Source organism: uncultured Marinobacter sp., assembly GCF_913055835.1.
Lineage (GTDB): Bacteria > Pseudomonadota > Gammaproteobacteria > Pseudomonadales > Oleiphilaceae > Marinobacter.
Genome location: NZ_CAJXKQ010000019.1, coordinates 14,531 through 34,196, shown reverse-complemented (window position 1 = coordinate 34,196; position 19,666 = coordinate 14,531). Strand labels below are relative to the sequence as shown.

General features: G+C 58.7%; 21 protein-coding genes. 13 read left to right on the top strand and 8 right to left on the bottom strand.

All coding sequences use genetic code 11. The annotated features are described in order from the left end of the window. From QZ534_RS11580 to QZ534_RS11555, 6 genes are all read right to left on the bottom strand, one after another. Positions 1-1,353: a cell wall metabolism sensor histidine kinase WalK gene (locus QZ534_RS11580; protein ID WP_296934636.1), complete on the bottom strand. Its 1,353-nt coding sequence runs from the start codon at positions 1,351-1,353 to the stop codon at positions 1-3. Beyond that, positions 1,350-2,054 carry a response regulator transcription factor gene (locus QZ534_RS11575; protein WP_296934635.1) on the bottom strand — a complete coding sequence of 235 codons (705 nt, stop codon included), beginning with the start codon at positions 2,052-2,054 and terminating at the stop codon, positions 1,350-1,352. Before QZ534_RS11575 ends, QZ534_RS11580 begins: the two co-directional genes overlap by 4 nt. 117 nt (positions 2,055-2,171) lie before the next feature. Continuing rightward, positions 2,172-2,786, bottom strand: a complete 615-nt coding sequence (locus tag QZ534_RS11570) for a DUF4202 domain-containing protein (RefSeq protein WP_296934634.1) — start codon at positions 2,784-2,786, stop codon at positions 2,172-2,174. 36 nt (positions 2,787-2,822) lie between these two features. Continuing rightward, positions 2,823-3,440, bottom strand: coding sequence for a glutathione S-transferase family protein (locus tag QZ534_RS11565; RefSeq protein ID WP_296934633.1), 618 nt, complete (start codon positions 3,438-3,440; stop codon positions 2,823-2,825). A gap of 2 nt (positions 3,441-3,442) precedes the next feature. After that, on the bottom strand, positions 3,443-4,267 hold the full coding sequence (locus tag QZ534_RS11560; protein ID WP_296934632.1) for an alpha/beta hydrolase: 825 nt from the start codon (positions 4,265-4,267) through the stop codon (positions 3,443-3,445). 41 nt (positions 4,268-4,308) lie between these two features. Beyond that, positions 4,309-5,409 (bottom strand): M14 family zinc carboxypeptidase, encoded by a 1,101-nt coding sequence (locus QZ534_RS11555; protein WP_296934631.1) that lies wholly within the window; start codon positions 5,407-5,409, stop codon positions 4,309-4,311. 299 nt (positions 5,410-5,708) lie between these two features. Between QZ534_RS11555 and QZ534_RS11550 the strand changes: the two genes are divergently transcribed. From QZ534_RS11550 to QZ534_RS11535, 4 genes are all read left to right on the top strand, one after another. Beyond that, on the top strand, positions 5,709-6,677 hold the full coding sequence (locus QZ534_RS11550; RefSeq protein ID WP_296934630.1) for an ABC transporter substrate-binding protein: 969 nt from the start codon (positions 5,709-5,711) through the stop codon (positions 6,675-6,677). 96 nt (positions 6,678-6,773) lie between these two features. After that, positions 6,774-7,808: a proline/glycine betaine ABC transporter permease gene (locus QZ534_RS11545; protein ID WP_296934629.1), complete on the top strand. Its 1,035-nt coding sequence runs from the start codon at positions 6,774-6,776 to the stop codon at positions 7,806-7,808. Between the two features lie 11 nt (positions 7,809-7,819). Further along, the gene (locus tag QZ534_RS11540; RefSeq protein WP_296934628.1) at positions 7,820-8,878 is read left to right on the top strand and encodes a glycine betaine/L-proline ABC transporter ATP-binding protein; all 1,059 of its coding nucleotides are present in this window, start codon (positions 7,820-7,822) and stop codon (positions 8,876-8,878) included. An 84-nt stretch (positions 8,879-8,962) separates the two neighbouring features. Then, on the top strand, positions 8,963-9,808 hold the full coding sequence (locus QZ534_RS11535; protein WP_296934627.1) for a transporter substrate-binding domain-containing protein: 846 nt from the start codon (positions 8,963-8,965) through the stop codon (positions 9,806-9,808). Here QZ534_RS11535 and QZ534_RS11530 read toward each other — a convergent pair. After that, entirely contained in the window at positions 9,784-10,758 is a 975-nt protein-coding gene (locus tag QZ534_RS11530) for an META domain-containing protein (protein WP_296934626.1), read from the bottom strand. The two genes, QZ534_RS11535 and QZ534_RS11530, sit on opposite strands and share 25 nt — an antisense overlap. Positions 10,759-10,897: 139 nt before the next feature. On the opposite strand from QZ534_RS11530, the gene QZ534_RS11525 reads away from it, so the two are divergent. The 6 genes from QZ534_RS11525 to modC all read left to right on the top strand — a co-directional run bounded on the left by QZ534_RS11525 (position 10,898) and on the right by modC (position 16,217). Further along, positions 10,898-11,644 (top strand): glutathione S-transferase family protein, encoded by a 747-nt coding sequence (locus QZ534_RS11525; RefSeq protein WP_296934625.1) that lies wholly within the window; start codon positions 10,898-10,900, stop codon positions 11,642-11,644. 108 nt (positions 11,645-11,752) lie between these two features. Then, positions 11,753-12,739, top strand: coding sequence for a sterol desaturase family protein (locus tag QZ534_RS11520; protein ID WP_296934624.1), 987 nt, complete (start codon positions 11,753-11,755; stop codon positions 12,737-12,739). After that, entirely contained in the window at positions 12,705-13,667 is a 963-nt protein-coding gene (locus tag QZ534_RS11515) for an alpha/beta hydrolase (protein ID WP_296934623.1), read from the top strand. The genes QZ534_RS11520 and QZ534_RS11515 overlap by 35 nt, the downstream gene beginning before the upstream one ends. Positions 13,668-13,708: 41 nt before the next feature. After that, entirely contained in the window at positions 13,709-14,458 is a 750-nt protein-coding gene (modA, locus tag QZ534_RS11510; protein ID WP_296934674.1) for a molybdate ABC transporter substrate-binding protein, read from the top strand. Beyond that, positions 14,458-15,138: a molybdate ABC transporter permease subunit gene (gene modB, locus QZ534_RS11505; protein ID WP_296934622.1), complete on the top strand. Its 681-nt coding sequence runs from the start codon at positions 14,458-14,460 to the stop codon at positions 15,136-15,138. The genes modA and modB overlap by 1 nt, the downstream gene beginning before the upstream one ends. Beyond that, positions 15,135-16,217, top strand: a complete 1,083-nt coding sequence (gene modC, locus QZ534_RS11500) for a molybdenum ABC transporter ATP-binding protein (protein ID WP_296934621.1) — start codon at positions 15,135-15,137, stop codon at positions 16,215-16,217. Before modB ends, modC begins: the two co-directional genes overlap by 4 nt. A 92-nt stretch (positions 16,218-16,309) precedes the next feature. On the opposite strand, the gene crp is transcribed toward modC, so the two are convergent. Beyond that, on the bottom strand, positions 16,310-16,951 hold the full coding sequence (gene crp / locus QZ534_RS11495) for a cAMP-activated global transcriptional regulator CRP (protein ID WP_007153756.1): 642 nt from the start codon (positions 16,949-16,951) through the stop codon (positions 16,310-16,312). Between the two features lie 265 nt (positions 16,952-17,216). On the opposite strand from crp, the gene QZ534_RS11490 reads away from it, so the two are divergent. The 3 genes from QZ534_RS11490 to QZ534_RS11480 all read left to right on the top strand — a co-directional run bounded on the left by QZ534_RS11490 (position 17,217) and on the right by QZ534_RS11480 (position 19,664). Beyond that, complete coding sequence (locus QZ534_RS11490) at positions 17,217-17,651, top strand: OsmC family protein (protein ID WP_296934620.1); 435 nt, start codon at positions 17,217-17,219, stop codon at positions 17,649-17,651. A gap of 234 nt (positions 17,652-17,885) precedes the next feature. After that, the gene (gene speD / locus QZ534_RS11485) at positions 17,886-18,680 is read left to right on the top strand and encodes an adenosylmethionine decarboxylase (RefSeq protein ID WP_296934619.1); all 795 of its coding nucleotides are present in this window, start codon (positions 17,886-17,888) and stop codon (positions 18,678-18,680) included. Between the two features lie 135 nt (positions 18,681-18,815). Next, positions 18,816-19,664, top strand: a complete 849-nt coding sequence (locus tag QZ534_RS11480; RefSeq protein ID WP_296934618.1) for a pirin family protein — start codon at positions 18,816-18,818, stop codon at positions 19,662-19,664. Positions 19,665-19,666 lie beyond the last annotated feature (2 nt).

The following is a 19,666-nucleotide window of genomic DNA, read 5'->3' as shown; positions in this document are numbered from 1 at the left end:
CTAATTCTCAATTCCATTCATCGGTAACCAAAGCCGCATCAGCAGCCCACCAGCGGCACGATTCTCGGCCCGGATCCAGCCGCCGGTGGCCTCAACCTGACGTCTTGCCAGCGAAAGGCCGAGACCGTGCCCGGACGGCCGATAGCCCCGCGCCTTCGCCGCACGGAAAAACGGTTTGAAAATGAGTTCCAGCTGGTCAGCGGACACACCGGGCCCCTGGTCTGCCACCTCCAGGGTGTAGCCTCGTTGGTCGGCCCGCAGAGTGATTCGGACTGTGCCGCCCACGGGCGTGTAATTGCAGGCGTTGCGGACCACGTTTTCTATGGCCTGGGCCAGGGCACGATGACTGCTGCCCCTGAGCTCGGCTTTGTCCGGCAGCTCGGCCACCAGGGTATGGTCCGGAAATTCGTATCGGGCATCGTCCAGGATGCTGTCCAGAAGGTCCGTCAGGTCCAGAGTCTCTTCACCCAGACTGGGTTTTTCGTTCTCCAGCCAGGCCAGCGTGAGGGTATCCTCAACCAGATTGCGCATGATGCCGCACTCCCGCTGGATACGCGGTAAGAGATGCTGGGTGTCGATGCCTTCCTGCACGCAACTCACCGCCATTTCGATCCGGGCAAGCGGTGTACGCAGCTCGTGGGAAAGATCGGCGATCAACCGTCGTTGGGTCAGAATCAGATTACCGGTACGCTCGGCCATGCGGTCGAAGGTCTCCGCCAACGCCGCGAGTTCATCATTGCGGTTGCCCAGCAGCGCCCTCACCCGCACGCCCAGGTTACCCTCGGTAAACTGGCGGGTGGCGATTTCAAGCTGGCGCAGGGGCGACATCAGGTGTCGATAGATCACCAGGCAAAGGATCACCAGCACCGCCAGCGGCAGGGCCACCTTGAGCATCAGCTTGACTTGCGGCAGGTAGGTGCCCGGACGCATCCGGTCCGGCAATAACACCAGGAAGTGGATGGCCGGGTCGGCGAAGGTCACTTCCATGATGGGGTTTTCGGAGAAGTAGAGGTGGATTTTCCACTCCACGCTCCGCCCCAGCCGGAACCCCTCCCGGAAGCGATCGGTCAGGCGGCTGCCGGCCAGGGGCCGGATATCCGAGCGAACCACCGCGGCCCAGGTCTGTTCCTGCGCCTGAAGTTCTTCCAGCCAACGCGCAAGCGCCTGTTCATCCCCGGACTGATAGAGCCGCTCGGCGGTCCGGCCCCAGGACTCAATGGTCTGCTGGTGCTCCTCGGCGATGAAACTCATCTTCTGTTCCGTCTCGGCGCCCAGGAACGAAATGGTCCAGACTAAAGCCAGGGTTCCCAGGGCAACCGTGGCGCAGAGCTTCCACAACAGGCGGCGATTCACTGGAAGCAGTATCCCTTGCCGTGCTGGGTTTGCAGGCGGTCAGGCTGCATTCCGGCTTCCACCAGCTTGCGCCGCACCCGGCTCAGATGCATGTCCAGGCTGCGATCGTACCGGCTGAATTCCCGCTCGAGCACCACCTGGTACAGATAGGGTTTGCTGAGGGTCTCACCCTGATGCCGGAGCAGGATCCACAGCAGGCGGAACTGGATCTGGGTGAGCGTCACCGGGGTCTGGCCAAAATGCACCGACAGTGCCGGGCGATTCAATGTTAACGGCCCAACGGTGAGGGTATCCGGGTCTGCGCGCTGATCCCTGCTGCCCATCGTGCGTTTGAGCAAGGCTTCGATTCGCAGCATCAGCTCGGTGAAGCTGAAGGGCTTGGGCATGTAGTCATCAGCACCGCTGCTGTAACCGAGAATACGCTCCTCTTCGGCGCCGCAGGCGGTCAACATGATCACCGGGGTCTGATGGGTTTTGCGCAGGCGATTGAGAACCTCGAAACCATCAATCCGGGGCAGAAGAACATCCAGCAGGATCAGATCGAAGCGCTGGCTGAGCGCCGACATCAGCCCGCCTTCGCCCTCGTAGCAGGAGTGGGCACTGTACCCTCTGGATACCAGGAGGCTGGTGATCTGGTGGTTGAGGGTGGGATCGTCTTCGACAATTAGAACCCGGGGTTTGTTTCGGTCACTGACGCGCATGGCACTGCTCTTTTCATATGAGAATCGTTATCATATGAAAAGAGTAATCATAACAGCAACCCCCGGTTATTCCCGGAAGGCCTGAAAAACGGCTCAGGCGGGCGAATCCGAGTCGTCCTAGCTGTCGCCGGCCAGAGCCTCCTGCAACAGGGCCAGCAAATGTGCGGGCATGCCTTCGGCCAATTTAAGCGCGGCTTCGTGGGCGCGGGTCGACATCTTGCCCCAGGTCCGGCGCACGATGCGCAGCCATTTATCCCGGTCGTAGTCGGCTTTCTCTTCGTAGAAATCCGCAAAGTACTTCTCCAGGAAGACCATGCAGGCCACGTCTTCCAGGAGCTGAGTGTCGGCATCCTTGCGCAATTCACGTTTGGTCAGGATGGTCTCCACCCTCTCGCACTCCGCCGGCGGATAGCCACAGTTCGCCATGATCTCGGCGGCCCGGCGGCCGTGCATCCGGCCACAGGCCTGGCGCCACTGGTAATAGGCTTTCCGGCCCTCCGGATAGTCCTTGCGGGGCATGGTCCAGCGCTCGATGTGCTGGGCGCGGCAGGCGATCTGCATGCGTTCGGAAGGGGCGGATTCAAGCTCGAACAGCCAGCGGGTCATGTGCAGGCTGTAGGCGTATTCCTTGGGCAGGCGTTCGTCGCCAAAAGGTTCCAGGTTGGGATCGGCCTGGTTCGCCGCGTCGATCGCCGCCAGCGCGCACTGGAGTCTTGAATCCGTTGTGGTCATTAATCTCTCTCTTGCGGTTACCGGATAGCCCCGGCCTCAGGCCTGGGCAGACGGACGGGCCTTGATGCGGTCGTACCAGGCCTGCAGGTTGGTCTGCTCGGGCTGGATGCGGATACCGACGACGCGGGCAAAGGCCACAGTGGTAAAGGCATTGATGTCGGCGGCCGTGAACCGGTCGCAGCAGATGTACTCTTTACCCTCGAGCTGCTTGTCGAGGAAATGCATGAACTTCTCGACGTTCTTGCCGCACTCCTCGCCCCATTCCTTGATCGGGTTCATGCGGTCCTTGAAATAGCCGGTGGTGTGCTGGAAACACATGCCGGTGGGCATGAAGAAGTAGTATTCAATCCAGCGCAGCCACTGCTCAAGCTGTGCTTTTTCCAGCGGGGTGTCACCCAGCAGGGTGGGCGTGTCCGGGTAGCTTTCTTCGAAATAACGGCAGATCGCCATGGTCTCGGCAATGCAGGTGCCGTCATCAAGCTCCATCACCGGAACCTTTTTCATCGGGTTCCGGGCTGTGTATTCCGGGGTCAGGTTCTCACCCTTCTGCAGGTCGATCTCGACGAATTCGGCCTTGTCCAGCAGACCTTTCTCGGCCATGAACATGCGCACGCGGCGTGGATTGGGGGCGGTTCTGGTTTCGAAGATTTTCATTATTATCGGCTCCGTTCCTTATTGAGAGGCAGCTTTGGCGGTTCAAAACGGAAAGACTGACCGGAAAGAACGGTTGCGTCAAGCAACCAGGGTTGCCGGGGCAGCCAGTTGCGTATCTGTTCGATGACCCACTCAGCGTCATCCAGTGGGAGATCATGGCCTGCATCCGGGTGCAGTTTCATGGTCCATTGCCAGCGTTCTTCCAACGCTGCACTGCAACGCCAATGGACAATACGGTCACCCCGGCTGGCCAGCAACAGGGCGTCTGGCATCGGACGCTTGTGGCGAGGCTTGTAGCGGGCTGCTGCGGTCAGCTGATTCAGGGCATTCCGCGGATGCACGGGGCGCTGTCGCTGAATGCTGTACCACTGTTTTGCCAGTGATAAGGGCACCTCACGATTAGAAGTGAGCCGGAGAATGTCCCGTTCGCGATCAAACAACTCCCGGCGACACAACAAGCGCAGCACCCTGGGCCAGACTCCCAGCCGCATGCGTTGCCAGGGTGCGCTGAAGCCGGAGCTGGTATTGATCAGGACGAGATTCTGGATCTGGCCTTCAAGCGCGTGCTGGGCCCAATCCAGTGCCACCATGCCGCCCATCGAGAGTGCCAGGATACTGAAAGGACCAGGAATATGACTGACCTGACCGGAAACCTGCTCCCGAATAGCCGCTATATTTGCGGGACTCTCATCCCGATAGCGCACGCCCGTGCCTGGCAGATCGACCACGTGGAACTGGTGATCCGGAAATACCTCCCGCAGGCGCTCCGGAAAGCTTCCCCAGTGCCCGTGTTCCCGCGTCAGCCCCCGTAACAGAATCCAGTGCATATGAGTGTTCCGTTTGATAAATGCCGGGACCCACTGAATCGCTAGTGAGAATCGCGATACCAGTGCATGATCGCGGCTTCCCTCAGCATGGACTCCTCTTCCCGCACCGGCAACCAGTTTTCGTGGCTGGCCGCGGCGTTAACCAGAAAGTCCATCCAGGCCAGATGGCTGCGCAAGACCCGCTTGTGGCGATGGGGAGCCTGGGGATTGAAAAAGCCGTCCAGCCGCAACAGCTGGCGTGGGCGCTTGCGGATCCACCGCCAGGAACCCATTTCCAGGGTGAGAGGCAGGAAAACACCGGCATTTTCACGATTGACCTGCTTGTAGAAGTAGTCCCACAAATCACCATGGGTCAGGTAGTGTCGGGACTGGGGCTCAAACCGGTAGTCGTGGTTAGGGTAGGCCTGCTCCCAGATCAGTTTCAGTGCCATTACCGAAGCAACTCGACGCATGGGTCGGCGTCGGTAAGCATAAGGGAACCAGATCTGATCCTGCATGCCAAAACCTGAGTGACAGTCCAGCGCGACACTGAATGGCCGCCCCGGCAGCAATTCCTCGATCACCGCCTCAAGTGCCTGGTTTTCAGCTTCCATACCCTGTTCGGGATCGCCGGTGTACCAGGGTAATCGGGGGGAAATCCGCTGCCCGCCAAGCAGGAACGCGCTACGGTCCTGGGCGGTAATCGGCGCGTTCCGCATCAAATCCACGCCATTGGGATTGCTGCGCTGGTTCAGGTACATGCCGCCGGGATTGAGAATAGGCAAAAGGGTAATCCGTACCTTCTGCAACAACCCCGCCAGATGCTCGTCCCAGCTCACTCGGGCGAGCAGAGACTTCAACCAGGCCATCACCACCTGGCTACCAATGCGCTCCAGCCCATGGACGCCGCCGACAATCAGAACCACCGGCACGTCGGGCCGGGATGAGCCGATATCAACCCGGTAGATAGGCAGCGACAGATCCCTCATGGCGACACGCTCAACCACTTGCGTGGTTACGAGTCCCGGCGCTTCTGCCAGCAGTCGCTCAAGGCCAACGAGTTCCGGAAGGAAGGTCCGCAAAAGCCTGCGCTGGCGACTATCACGACCGCTTTGCTCGTTTGTAATCGCGGTATGAGGCGTCAGGTCGCGCAGCTCTGTCATGGCAGTCTCCGGTATCAGATCCGCGGAGTGTAACTGCTGATTGCTACAACTTATTGACAGCTCTCAGGAAGCATAATGTGCCCATTTTATAGATACATTTGGAATACGCCCTTGTAACTGAGCTGAGGTTCGTTATCCTGATATTAGGTATTAACCGAGATGTACTGTTTTGTTCGACCATAACAGCGACCATAAAACGGCTGTTTTCCCGATCCGCCCGGATCGCGGCACCCCTGTATCGGCACTACCACCGACCACACCCTTCAAAAATCACCAACCCTGAACAAGGAGAAGTGACTATGCGAAAGCTAAAGTCTGCTGCACTGCTTTGCGCACTATCCGTACCCGTCGCCGCCCAGGCTGATTGCGGCGAAGTATCCATCACCGAAATGGGCTGGGCATCCAACACGGTCGTCACCAACGTGGCCACCTTTATCATGGAGCAGGGTTACGGCTGTGACGTCACCATCGTCCCATCCGATACCGTCCCGGCAGTAACCTCGGTTGCCGAGAACGGTGAGCCGGACATTGTTACCGAACTCTGGCTGAACTCCGCTGGCGAAGCCTATCTGCGCCTGGAAGAGCAGGGCAAGGTAGAGCGTCTCGGCAAGGTTCTGGATCCGGGTGGCGTCGAAGGCTGGTGGATCCCTACGTATCTCGCGGAAGAGCATCCGGAACTGACCACCATTGAAGGTGTGATGGCCAACCCGGAACTGGTCGGTGGCCGCTTCAACAACTGCCCCGACGGCTGGGGCTGCCGTGTGGTCAGTGACAACCTGATTCGCGCCCTGGATCTTGAGGATTCCGGTATCGAGGTCTTTAACCATGGGTCAGGCGAGACACTAGCGTCTTCCATGGCGTCGGCCGTGCAGAACGAGGAGCCCTGGTTTGGCTACTACTGGGGTCCCACCGTGCCGCTTGGCAAATATGATATGACCCGTGTCGACCTCGGCGAAATCAAGCCCGACGTGCACCAGAAGAACCAGACCCCTGATGTGGATAACCCGGGCGTCTCCGACTTTCCGGCAGCAACCATCCTCACGTCCGTCACGACGGACTTCAAGGATCGGCAGCCGGAGGTGGCCGAGATGCTGAGCAAGCTCACATTCAAGACATCCACCATGAGCTCCATCCTGGCCTGGATGGATTCCAACAACGCTTCCGGTGAAGAGGCCGCCGTTTACTACCTCACCAATAACAGTGACGAGTGGTCAACCTGGCTGAACGATTCAGCCCGTGAGCGCCTGGCAAGCGTTCTCAATAACTGATCGACCTGCCCGACCCGGGACACAGGCCATTGTGTCCCGGGCACCCTCTGCACAACTGAACTGAATCCAGACGAGCGCAGGAGAGACTGAACGCCCATGGCAACCTACGATTCCCTGTTTTCCACCCTGGGCCTGGAGGACTGGTGCTCTGAAGGCCAGAGCGACGGCCCCATGTCGATGGCCGACCTGCTGGCCAAAACCAAGGGTTCGGACGTTGAAGAGCCCTCAATCTGGGAACTGCCGTTTCCGTCCATGGACGCGCTGAACGAATCCTGCGCCGCCTTCCCTCAATCACGGGAACTGACCAAGGGTCTTGAGCAGGGCTTTCTGGCCGTGAAGGACAGCCTGAGCCTGGTACTCGACCCCCTGACCCAGCCATTAAGCTGGTTCCTGGATGGCGCCCTCTACGCCATTCTTAACACGCCCTGGTGGATCGTTATTCCGGTACTGCTGGCCGTCGTCTACCTGGTCTCGAAATCCGGGAAACTGGTGGCGTTTGTCGGAGCCAGTATTGCTCTGCTGGCGTTCATCGACCACTACGACTACGCCATGCAGACCCTGGCGATCATCTTTGTCTGCGCCTTCCTGTGCGTACTACTTGGTGTACCCATCGGTATTGCCATGGCCCGCAGCAATACACTCCAGCGCATGATCACACCGGTGCTGGACATGCTGCAGACATTGCCGCCCTTTGTTTACCTGATTCCGCTGATCTTCCTGTTCAGCGTGACCGAATCGAAACTCTACGGTATCGCCATCATCCTGTACGCGATTGTACCCGTCATCCGATTGACCAACCTCGGCATCCGGCTCGTGGACAAAGACGTTATCGAAGCCGCCGATGCCTTCGGGATGACACCACGACAGAAGCTCTACAAGGTCCAGATTCCCCTGGCGCTGCCTAACATCATGGCCGGGGTCAACCAGACCATCATGATGAGTCTCGCCATGGTGGTGATTGCCTCCCTGGTATCCGCGCCAGGCCTCGGGGTACTGGTGCTGCGGGGCATCCGTAATCTTGAACTGGGCGTTGGCCTGGTATCTGGCCTTGGCATCGTGATCCTGGCGGTCATCCTGGACCGGGTCACCAAGGCATCCCTGGCACGCATCAACGTTTCCCAGAAGCAGTAAGGAACCCGGTCATGGCAAAAGACATCAAGATTTCAATCCGGAACCTTTACAAGATTTTCGGTCCGAACCCGGAAGTTGCCCTGGAGTATGTTCGCCGGGGTATGGGCAAAGCCGAGCTGCTGGAACAGCAGAAGCATGTCCTTGGCCTCAGGGACATCAACGTGGATATACACGATGGCGAGATCACCGTGATCATGGGGCTGTCGGGTTCCGGGAAATCCACCCTGATCCGCCACCTGAACCGGCTGATCGACCCCACCGCCGGTGAGATCCATGTGGATGGTGAAGACGTCATGAGCTACACCGGGGAGCAACTGCGCCAGCTCCGGCGGGAACGTATGTCCATGGTGTTCCAGAAGTTTGCCCTGCTGCCTCACAAGACCGTGCTGGAAAACGCCGGCATGGCGAAGGACATCAGGGGCTACACCACGTCGGATTTCGAGGCGGATGCCCGAAAATGGCTGGCTCGGGTTGGTCTCGAGGGCAACGAGCACCAGTACCCCCATCAACTGTCCGGTGGTATGCAGCAGCGGGTGGGCATTGCCCGCGCTCTGGTGTCCGATGCCCCGATCATGCTGATGGACGAAGCCTTCTCGGCACTGGACCCGCTGATTCGGTCCGACATGCAGGACCTTCTGTTGGAACTTCAGGGGGAGCTGCAAAAGACCATCGTCTTCATCACCCACGACCTGGATGAGGCCCTGAAACTGGCGGATCATCTGGTGATCCTGAAAGACGGCGAAGTGGTTCAGCAGGGTGATCCCCAGGAAATCCTGCTCAATCCCGGCGATCCCTACATCGTCGACTTCATCAGCGATATCAATCGAGCAAGGGTGCTCAGAGTGCGCTCTGTGATGAGCCCGCCAGACGATGGCGACTCCGAGTTTGCCGGCGATATTTCGGAAAAGGACAACCTGGAATCCGTACTGCTGAAATCCGAGGGCGACATGTCCCTGAATTTCCGCGTGCTCCGGGACAACAAGCATGTGGGCACTCTGCACATGAAAGATCTGGCCAGAGCACTGGTGCCAACAGCCGCGTCAGCCGACAGGAGCAAAAACGCGGCCTAGCGTCCCGTCTGCGCCATTACAAAACGCCCGCCAGGGTCTATGCTTCAGATTAAGCCGACGTTTCGGTAAACCGGTTTTATCACCATGGCAAAAACCCTGGTTCTTTGCATCCTTCTTTTTCTCAGCGCCTGCTCACAGCAAGACGAGGAGCCACCACCACTGGTTCCCGAAACGGCAGCGAAGGCGACGACAACCGCGCCTGCTGCGCCGACTCCCACAGAGCCGCGCCGGAGCGTTGTCATTGCCGCAGACCCCTGGTGCCCTCACAATTGCGAGGCCGGTTCCGATCACGAAGGCTACATGATAGATATCGCCAGAGAAGCATTTGGCCTGGCCGGGATCGATGTGGAGTATGTCAACATGAGTTGGGCCCGGGCACTCCAGCAGGCCAGGGACGGGTATATTGATGCCGTTGTCGGGGCACTCCCTGGAGATGCACCGGACTTCGTGTTTCCTGAAGCCGCCATCGGCTATTCCACGATCGCGCTTTACACCCACCCGGATAACACCTGGCAGTATGGCGGCATAGACTCTCTTAGCCAGCTCACTCTGCTGGCGATCAATGGCTATGCCTATTCACCGGAACTCGACGACTACATTGCCAGGTATCAGGACAACCCGGAAAAGGTCTGGGTACTCTCGGGGCCGGCGCCACTCAGCCGGGCGATCGAACTCCTGCACCAGCAGCGCTCTGACGTATTCCCGGAAGATCAATATGTAATGCGGTGGCAACTGGAACAGGATGGCAGTGCCGAAAGCCTGAGAATGGCCGCAGTAATTCATGAGTCACCGATCTACATCGCATTTTCACCGCTCGGCCGTGACTCCCCCGAGCTGGCAAAATTACTGTCAGAGGGAGCCAAAGGCCTGCAAAGAAGCGGACGGGTAGCGGCGATACTTGCTCGCTACGGCGTGTCCTGGTCGGACTGAAACGCCCGCATCGTGTCTCCGTCCGGTGTCGACAGGAGCAACTCGCCCTGCTGCCCGATACGAACCGACGTTACCTGGGCCAGTAAACCGAGGAACTGCTCTTCCTGATTCATCAGCGCCGGCGCGCATGCCATCCGGGTCGATGCCATTGAACCCATTGCAATTCCCTCGCCCCGGAGCTGATAACTGCCGGTGTATCGGTTGCATGAAGCCCGACCGGCGATCCTGTTGCCCTCAAGAAACTCAACAGTGATCCGTGACCGGTCAATGATGCCTTTTCCCGCAAGATCCTCAACAACCCACACCGCGCCCCGCAAGAGGCGTTGACGATCGCCGCCACACCCGGCGTACTCGTCACTACCGACTTTCAGGCGGACCTGCGCCGGGTATTGCGCCCCGGACATACTGTCTTCGCAGAGCTGCCGGGCCACCGTGAGACCAATGGGGATATCATCAAGCGCAGCCACATATTCCCGGCCATGGCGGTTGGCTGTTTTCAGTTCAACGGGAACACGCTGGGTACCCTGCTCTTCGAACGGGCGCGTGATCAACAGCTCGCTTCCCTCAAGCGTTGCGTGCCAGAACGGCTCATTGCCACGGGCCTCAAAAGGCATTTCCAGCTCACCCGGCTGCAAACATTCCGGGTAGGTTTCCCCCCGAATTGTCAGAGTTGCTTTTTCACCCTTGCTCCAGAAACGGGTTTGGTCATCGCCGGGGGCAACATACAAGGCACCCGAGGCGCTCACCTGCGGCTTGAGCAGGACCCGCCGATCCAGGTAATCAACGCTGATCAAGTCACTGTTTTCGCTACGGGATACGGTAATATCAAGCTGCCCGCACGCATAGTTGCCGTGAACCGTCTGACCGGTTTCGGGGAGAGAAGAACAGGCGGCGACAGCCAGACCCGCCACCGTAACGACGGACAACATCAGAACTCGTCGTGAGTACATGGTCAGTTCCCTTGTAGGCATGTTTTCGGCCTACAGTTTAGAGCCCAACGACTGAGGAGGCCACCGTGAGTATTCCACAAGACTTCTTATACCGCCGCTCCAGCAGTATGCTGGAACGCTGAACCAAGGAGACAAGGCCATGGCGCTGAAACTTTACCAATTTGCCATTTCCCACTACTGCGAGAAAGTTCGCTGGGCCCTGGACTACAAGGGACTCAATTTTGAAACCGTGAACCTGCTACCCGGGCAGCACGTGAAAACCATCCGTAAGCTGACCGGCCATGCCTCTTCGGTTCCGGTACTGGAGCATGATGGTCAGGTGGTTCAAGGCTCTGCGGCCATCCTGGATTATCTGGATCAGACCTTTCCGGAACACCCTCTGACACCGGCGGACCCGGAAATCCGCGCGCAGGCAATAGCATGGGAACGGCGGCTGGACGAGGAAGCGGGTCCCGCCATTCGCTGCTACTCCTATCACCACTTCCTTCAGCGCCCCAAGATCGTGGTGCCTATGCTGGCTGCCGGCACACCGTTCTATAACCGTATTCTGCTCAGCCTGGCTTTCAGCCGGGTTGATGAGGTCATGCGCCAGTGGATGAAGATCAACGAGAAAACCTCGGAAAAATCCCGACAGGTCATGGAAGATCTGCTCACCGAGCTGGCAGCTATCTATGCGGAGCGCCCTTTCCTGGCTGGCGACCAGTTCACTCGCGCCGACCTGACCGCCGCCGCCCTGTTTGCGCCCATGTTTCAGCCGGCACAATACCCGGTACCCTGGCCGAAACCTGCCCGGATACCCAAAGATATCAAGAACTGGCTGGATCAATGGCAACCGCAGATCCAGACCCTTGAGAGAGTCTACACTGAAAATCGCCAGCCCCACTGAATCCGACCCTGTCGGAATTCGGCAGCCAATCTGGCGCGAATCGACATTCCGCCAAACGGGTTACGTGCCAGAATAACGCTGTAACAACTGGAACCCGGCAGGAATTCGATGGCTCTGACTGACATGATGCTGGCCGTGCTGGAAGAAAGCGGTCTGCTTGCGCTCTGGCAGGCCGTCGCGCCCTGGCTGGCGCTGGATGAGCGGCAACTGATCTTTGTGATTGCCACCCCCGTCTTTGTGGCCGTGACCCTTTGGGAATACCTGAAGATTCGCCACGACCCGCGGCTGATGGATACCCGTGAAGCGATCCGGAACTTTGCCCTGGGTGCCGGCTACCAGGTAACTGAGCTGCTCTTCGCCGGGCTGATTGCGTTTCCTGTCTACGCCCTGTGCTATCACTATCGGCTGTTTGACCTGGAACTGAACGGGCTCACCGTCATGCTGACCTTTCTCGGCGTGGATTTCTGTTTCTACTGGATGCACCGGGCCAGTCACAGGGTACGCTGGTTCTGGGCCGCACATGTGGTGCACCACTCCTCCGAGCGGATGAACTTCTCCACCGCAATGCGCCAGAATGCCACCAACATTTTCAACGGCATGTGGATTTTCTATCTGCCCCTGGCACTGTTGGGGCTCAATCCTGTCTGGATCGGCGTGGCCTACGCGCTGTCCCTCGTCTATCAGTTCTTTATACACACCACGCTGGTAGGAAAGCTTCCTGCCTGGGTCGAACTGGCTTTCAACACGCCCAGCCATCACCGGGTTCATCATGGCCGTAATCCCGGCTACATCGACCGCAATTACGGCGGTACGCTGATCGTGTGGGATCGCCTGTTCGGCACATTTGTTGATGAAGACGCCCAGGATCCACCCGAATACGGCATCACCCGGCCTGTCCGTTCCAACAACCTGATTGTCCTCTGGACCCACGAATACGTGGACCTGTTCCGCGACATGGCACAGCCTGGCGGATTATTGTCTCGCCTCACCCACCTATGGAAACCGCCGGAGTGGCAACGCCCGGCCACAGTGGAAAACAACAAGGAAGCGGGCCGCGACGATGAACGAACAACCCCTGACGCTGAACGTTGGTGATGGCTACACGATAACCGGAACAATCTATACCCCGGCGGCACCGACCGCCATTCTCGTTGTCAGCCATGGCATGGCCGAACACGGCGACCGATACCAACCACTGGCGCACTGGCTCGGTGAAAACGGCATCGCCGTTCTCACCTATCATCACCGGGGCCATGGCCCGAACTGCCCTCCAGCAAACCTGGGACACTATGCCGACCAGCATGGCTGGACCCGGGTGGTTGAAGATCTGCATCAGGTGATTCAACACGCACGTGCACGATTTCCCGGCCTGCCAGTCCATCTGCTGGGGCATAGCATGGGCTCATTCATTGCCCAGGCCTACGCCCAGAGCCATGGTGACAACCTGGACACCCTGATCCTCAGCGCCACGAACCGCACTGACCGGGCCCATCTGCTGGCATCCAGGACCCTGATAGGCCTGATTCGACTGGTTCGCGGCAAAAGGCACCGCAGCCGCCTGGTAGCCCGAATGACCTTTGAACAGTTCAACCGCAAGTTCCGCCCGAACCGAACCGATGCCGACTGGCTTAGCCGGGATCCCAAGCAGGTGGATGACTACATTGCCGACCCCCTGTGTGGCTTCGATTGCACGGTTGGCCTGTGGTGGGATTTTATTGGTGGTATGCTACGCCTTTCGCCGGCAGCCTTCCGGAAAGATCTGCCTGTGCATTTGTTTTCCGGCACGGCCGATGCAGTCGGTGAAATGGGCCGTGGCGTGCGCCGGCATTTCCAGGCGATCCGCGAAGCTGGCGCAGAAAACGTCACCCTGCGATTGTTTGAGGGCGGACGTCATGAGATGCTCAACGAAACCAACCGGGAGGAGGTCTGGGCTTACCTCCTGTCTCTGTGCCTGACCCCGGATTCACCGTTGAAATCAGAGCGTCCGGCGATGTCACCCCAGAGTCTTGCCATCAATGATTGAACAGATAAGGACGTTGTATGGGTTATCCTCGAGGCCGCAGGATGTTCCGTACCCTGGTACTGATACTGCTGTCTGGCTCCGCGCTGACCGGAGCTGTGGCGGGCGAGGTCAGCCTCGGCGTCGCCGCCAACTTTACGGACACCACACGGGAACTGGCCAAGCAGTTTGAAGCCCAAACCGGTCATACCGTCTCCGCCAGCTACGGCTCCACGGGCAAGCTGTACGCACAGATCAAAAACGGTGCCCCGTTCGACGTATTCATGGCGGCGGACGTTCGCAGGCCAGAGCTGATCGAGGAAGAACAGTCCGGCATTGGCGGCACTCGTTTCACTTACGCTCGCGGCAAACTGGCGCTATGGAGTCCTGCGGCCACAGCCTTTGAAAATGCCGAAAGCTATCTTGCCCAGCAGCCGTTTTCGAGGCTGGCCATTGCCAACCCGAAGACCGCTCCCTATGGTCTTGCCGCACAACAGGTTCTTGAGCACCTGAATCACTGGGAGGCCCTGCAACCCAAACTGGTCCGGGGGGACTCCATCGCCCAGACTTTCCAGTTTGTTGTCAGTCGCAACGCCCAGGCAGGTTTCGTGGCCCTGTCCCAGGTCAAGGCCTGGCGGGAAGATGATGGCACACTGTGGAACGTACCCCAGGCCTATTATCAGCCCATTGACCAACAGGCTATCCTGTTGAAAAACGGTGCAGACAAAGCCGCGGCCACGGCCTGGATGGATTTCCTGAAATCAGACACCGCGATCACCATTATCCAGAGCTACGGGTACGACACGGCCAACTGATGCTTGAAACCTACTGGGACCCGGTCTGGCTGACACTCAAACTGGCCACGACGACAACACTGCTGCTTTTGCTGATCGGCACGCCCATCGCCTGGTGGCTGGCCCGGACCAGGCACTGGCTTCGACAGCCAATCGCGGCCGTGGTGGCACTGCCTCTGGTTCTGCCGCCCACCGTGCTCGGCTTCTATCTGTTGCTGGTCATGGGTCCGGAAGGCTGGGTGGGCCAGATGACCCAGTCGCTGGGTATCGGGCTGCTGCCATTTACCTTCGAGGGTCTGGTGGTGGCCTCAATAATCTATTCCCTTCCCTTTACCGTGCAGCCACTGCAGAACGCATTCGAGGCAGTCGGGGAGGGCTTCCTGGAAGTGGCGTCCACCCTCCGCGCAGCGCCCTGGGACCGTTTCCTGTTCGTGGCGGTGCCCCTGGCCCGGAACGGTTTCCTGACAGCCGCCGTACTGACTTTTGCTCATACCATTGGCGAGTTTGGCGTGATTCTGATGATCGGCGGCAACATTCCGGGTGAAACCAAGGTACTGTCGATCGCCATCTACGACCATGTGGAATCGCTGGAATACACCGAAGCCCATTGGCTGTCCGCCGGCATGGTGGTGTTCTCGTTCGTGGTTCTGGTGACTCTCTACGCCCTGAACGGCAAAGCCCGCTCCGGAGCGCTCAGATGACCGCCTCCAGCACCATCCATGCCCGCTTCCAGTGTGCATTTCCCGGCTTCAGCCTTGACGTGGACATAACCCTGCCGGGATCCGGCATCACCGCCCTGTTCGGGCATTCGGGGTGTGGCAAAACCACACTACTGAGGTGCATGGCGGGCCTGCAGAATGCCCCGGGCACCATGACCGTTCTTGGTGAACCCTGGCAAACCGGGACCTTTATCCGGCCTGTCCACAAACGGCCTCTGGCCTATGTGTTCCAGGAAACCCACCTGTTCCCTCACCTGAACGTGCGCAAGAACCTGGAGTTCGGGTACCGGCGCATTCCGGTCGGTGATCGACAGATCGGATTCGAGGATGCGGTTCGTTGGCTTGGCCTTGAATCACACCTGGAGCGTATGCCGGCAGGCCTCTCTGGTGGTGAACGCCAGCGGGTGGCAATCGCACGGGCCCTGCTGACCAGTCCACGGCTGTTACTGATGGACGAGCCCTTATCGGCTCTGGACCTTAACAGCAAGCAGGACATCCTTCCCTATCTCGAAAGACTGCACGATACCCTGGCAATTCCGATCATCTACGTCTCCCATTCAACCGAAGAGGTTGCCCGGTTGGCGGATCACATTGTCATGCTGGAGGAAGGCCGTGTGGTTGCCCAGGGGCCGCTACGAGAAACCCTGGCCGGCACCGACAACCCTTTTCGCGAAGAAGACGACGCCGGAGCCCTGCTGGAGGGCCAGATTATCGATCTCGACGATTGCTGGCATCTGGCTCTGTTCCGGTTCGATGGCGGCCAGCTCTGGCTGCGATGTGACCACCGCATGCAACCGGGAGACCAGGTTCGGGTGAGAGTGTTGGCACGGGATGTCAGCCTGGCCCTGGCCGAAAATTCCGACCAGAGCATCCAGAACCTGGTGCCTGCAGTCATCGACCAGATTGATGCGGATGTGGCCCCCGGCATCAGCCTGGTGCGGCTTCTGGCCGGACCAACGCCAATGCTGTCGAGACTGACCTCCCGTGCCGTTGCCCAGCTCGATCTCAAACCGGGCATGAACGTCTGGATGCAGATCAAGTCCGTTGTGCTGGAGACCTGACACCCGGGGTGTCGAACCCGCTTACCCAGCCCCATAACGCAGAAGACCGCTGTTGAAAGCGGCCTTCTTGGAAACAGCGGGGGCGATAAGACTCAACGAGTGCCGTAGACCACCATGGTCTTGCCCTTGACCCGCACCAGCCCCTGATCTTCCAGCGTTTTCAGTACCCGGCCAACCATCTCCCGGGAGCAGCCAACGATCCGCCCGATTTCCTGCCGCGTGATCTTGATCTGCATACCATCGGGGTGAGTCATGGCATCCGGCTCCTTGCACAGGTCCAGAAGCGTACGGGCAACACGACCGGTGACATCGAGGAACGCCAGGTCACCGACCTTACGGGTGGTCTGGCGCAGGCGGGAGGCCATCTGTTCGCCGATGAAGTACAGAACCCTCGGGTCCTGTTGGGCAATTTCCCGGAACTTGGTGTAGCTGATTTCCGCCACTTCGCATTCGGTCTTGGCCTTCACCCAGGCGCTGCGGGAATCCATGTTGTCGAACAACCCCATCTCACCGAAGAAGTCGCCGGCGTTCAGATAGGCCATGATCATCTCACGGCCATCGTCATCCTCAATAATGACGGTTACCGATCCCTTGACGATGTAGAACAGCGAATCGCTCTTGTCACCAGCGTAGATAATCGTGCTCTTGGCTGGGTAACGGCGGCGATGGCACTGGGAAAGGAAATAATCGAGATGCTTGGTTTTCTGCTCAACCGGCTTGACGATAGTGGCCATAGTGCGAGTCGTGCCTCCTCAGAGTCTGGCGGGTCCCAATGTTTGTTATGCACCCGGCTTTCCTTGCGGGTTCGTTCTTTTTTAATGCAAAACTGCGCAACTTATAACAAGAAGGTCTGTTGCGGGCAACCGGAAAGAGTATACAACATGTATCCGGGATCAGCCTGCCTCGCGCAGCCGGTTGTGCTAGCATCCGGCCACAGGTCATCTTTACCCGGGCCATCACAACAGTTGGTTCCGCGTCATCACAACGGAGAGTCGTCCCATGAAAGCAACCATAGACTGGACTGGCAACGCCAGTTTCAAAGCCACCAGCGGCAGCGGCCACAGTGTGCAGCTTGATGGCCCGCCCGACCACGGTGGCGAGAACCTGGGCCCGCGCCCGATGGAAATGTTGCTGATGGGCCTGGGAGGCTGCTCTGCGTTTGATGTCATGAGCATCCTGAAGAAAAGCCGCCAGGACGTGACCGCCTGCCACGCGGAACTTGAGGCAGAGCGGGCCGATGCAATACCCGCTGTATTCACCCGTATTCACCTGCATTTTGTGGTAACCGGGCGCAACCTCAAGGAGAACCTGGTCAAGCGGGCCGTCAGCCTGTCGGCCGAAAAGTATTGTTCGGCATCCATCATGCTGGAACAGGCTGGCGTTGAGATCAGCCACACCCATGAGGTTCACGAGGCCGATCAGCAGGCCGGATAAACCGCGTGGGGCCTGACGTGAACCGAATCCAGGGCCCGGATGCAGCGGAAATCACGGATGCTAAAATGTCATTGCAAATACTATTCAACATCACTTGCGGTGTGCATAATACGCACCCTCTCCGCCGGTCTGCGCAAAAGGTGAACAACCCGGTCAGTAGTCGGTGGCGGCCTCGGCAGAGCGCAGCAATGCAGCTCTGCAGTCATTCATCTCCACGATCCGGAGGGGCTGAGCATGGAATCAAAACTCCAGCTGCATGGTTTCAACAACCTGACCAAATCCCTGAGCTTTAACATCTACGACATCTGTTATGCGCAGACCGAAGAGCAACGCAAGGCCTACATTGACTACATCGACGAGATGTACAACGCCGAGCGTCTTACCCAGATTCTGACCGACGTCGTCAAAATTATCGGCGCCAACGTCCTCAACATTGCGCGTCAGGATTACGAGCCACACGGTGCCTCGGTCACCATGCTGATCGCCGAACATGAACTGACCCACGGCGAAGAGCCGGACAACGAGGAATCCCCGGGGCCGCTGCCGGACGCCATCGTGGCACACCTGGACAAGAGCCACGTGACCGTGCACACCTATCCGGAGAGCCACCCCCATGATGGCGTAAGCACCTTCCGGGCTGACATCGATGTATCTACCTGTGGTCTGATTTCACCACTGAAAGTGCTGAATTACCTGATCCACAGCTTTGATTCCGATGTCGTCACCGTCGATTACCGTGTTCGCGGCTTTACCCGCGATGTGGACGGCACCAAGCATTACATCGATCACGACATCAACTCGATCCAGAACTATCTGACCGAAGATACCCAGAACGCGTATCAGATGATTGATGTGAACGTGTACCAGGAAAACCTGTTCCACACCAAGATGATGCTGAAGAACTTCAACCTCGATAACTATGTGTTCGGGGTGAATGCCGAAGATCTCGACCCTGCAGAAGCCCAGTCCATCGAGGATCGCCTGCGTCGGGAAATGCTGGAAATCTTCTATTCCCGCAACGTCGAATGATCGCCTTCTGTGACGCCCCGCCCGGGGCGTCACGGGTCCTTCAGTTTTTTTGATGTCACCCCCCAGATTTCTGCGTTTTATTCTCGCCTCCTATCCCGTTTAAATAGAGCCTAGAGCTAACGAGAGGAGGACACCATGACCCTGCGCTCCCTGAAACAGATTATTCCAGCCCTGGAAACCTCCGACGGTGCCGGCGTGCGCATCAAGCGTTCCATCGGTCAGCAGCAGAACATACGCCTCGATCCGTTCCTGATGCTGGACGAGTTCGGTTCCGCCGAAGCGGCCGACTACATCGCCGGATTCCCATGGCATCCCCACCGGGGTTTCGAAACCGTGACCTATATGATCGAGGGGCATATGCTCCATGAAGATCATCTCGGAAACCGGGGCGACCTGCGCAACGGCGGCGTACAGTGGATGACCGCCGGCCGCGGCATCATCCACTCGGAAATGCCCCAGCAGGAGGAAGGCGTGATGCGGGGTTTCCAGCTCTGGTTGAATCTGCCCGCGGCAGAGAAAATGACAGAAGCGGGCTACCGCGATATCCAGCCGGAGGAGATCCCGGAGATCGTCTTTGCAGGCGGGAAGGTGAAGCTCATCGCCGGCACTGTGGAGATCGACGGCCAGCTTCACGAGGGCTCAGTAGCGGATCGAAGCACCCAGCCAATTTACGCTGACATCCACCTCGAGTCGGCGGCAAGTGTGACCCTGCCGGTTCCGGAAAGTCACAATGCCATGCTGTACCTGTACGAGGGCACCGCCAGCCTGGCCGATCGCGCCCTTCAACGTAGCGCTGCCAATATTCTGGGAGCCAACGGTGACCAGATTGCTCTCACTGCTGGAGAATCCGGGGCGCGCCTGCTACTGATTGCCGGCAAGCCCATTGGTGAACCGGTAGTCCAGTACGGCCCATTCGTCATGAACACCCGGGAGGAGATTGAGCAAACGCTCCGGGATTACCGCGACGGCCGACTCACCGCCTGACA

Coding starts and splice junctions, on each gene's coding strand:
- QZ534_RS11480 (WP_296934618.1), top strand. CDS start 18,816: ATGACCCTGCGCTCCCTGAAACAGATTATTCCAGCCCTGGAAACCTCC.
- crp (WP_007153756.1), bottom strand. CDS start 16,951: ATGGCCACTATCGTCAAGCCGGTTGAGCAGAAAACCAAGCATCTCGAT.
- QZ534_RS11550 (WP_296934630.1), top strand. CDS start 5,709: ATGCGAAAGCTAAAGTCTGCTGCACTGCTTTGCGCACTATCCGTACCC.
- QZ534_RS11520 (WP_296934624.1), top strand. CDS start 11,753: ATGGCTCTGACTGACATGATGCTGGCCGTGCTGGAAGAAAGCGGTCTG.
- QZ534_RS11570 (WP_296934634.1), bottom strand. CDS start 2,786: ATGACCACAACGGATTCAAGACTCCAGTGCGCGCTGGCGGCGATCGAC.
- QZ534_RS11535 (WP_296934627.1), top strand. CDS start 8,963: ATGGCAAAAACCCTGGTTCTTTGCATCCTTCTTTTTCTCAGCGCCTGC.
- modB (WP_296934622.1), top strand. CDS start 14,458: ATGCTTGAAACCTACTGGGACCCGGTCTGGCTGACACTCAAACTGGCC.
- QZ534_RS11565 (WP_296934633.1), bottom strand. CDS start 3,440: ATGAAAATCTTCGAAACCAGAACCGCCCCCAATCCACGCCGCGTGCGC.
- QZ534_RS11545 (WP_296934629.1), top strand. CDS start 6,774: ATGGCAACCTACGATTCCCTGTTTTCCACCCTGGGCCTGGAGGACTGG.
- QZ534_RS11560 (WP_296934632.1), bottom strand. CDS start 4,267: ATGCACTGGATTCTGTTACGGGGGCTGACGCGGGAACACGGGCACTGG.
- QZ534_RS11490 (WP_296934620.1), top strand. CDS start 17,217: ATGAAAGCAACCATAGACTGGACTGGCAACGCCAGTTTCAAAGCCACC.
- modA (WP_296934674.1), top strand. CDS start 13,709: ATGTTCCGTACCCTGGTACTGATACTGCTGTCTGGCTCCGCGCTGACC.
- speD (WP_296934619.1), top strand. CDS start 17,886: ATGGAATCAAAACTCCAGCTGCATGGTTTCAACAACCTGACCAAATCC.
- modC (WP_296934621.1), top strand. CDS start 15,135: ATGACCGCCTCCAGCACCATCCATGCCCGCTTCCAGTGTGCATTTCCC.
- QZ534_RS11525 (WP_296934625.1), top strand. CDS start 10,898: ATGGCGCTGAAACTTTACCAATTTGCCATTTCCCACTACTGCGAGAAA.
- QZ534_RS11530 (WP_296934626.1), bottom strand. CDS start 10,758: ATGTACTCACGACGAGTTCTGATGTTGTCCGTCGTTACGGTGGCGGGT.
- QZ534_RS11515 (WP_296934623.1), top strand. CDS start 12,705: ATGAACGAACAACCCCTGACGCTGAACGTTGGTGATGGCTACACGATA.
- QZ534_RS11575 (WP_296934635.1), bottom strand. CDS start 2,054: ATGCGCGTCAGTGACCGAAACAAACCCCGGGTTCTAATTGTCGAAGAC.
- QZ534_RS11555 (WP_296934631.1), bottom strand. CDS start 5,409: ATGACAGAGCTGCGCGACCTGACGCCTCATACCGCGATTACAAACGAG.
- QZ534_RS11540 (WP_296934628.1), top strand. CDS start 7,820: ATGGCAAAAGACATCAAGATTTCAATCCGGAACCTTTACAAGATTTTC.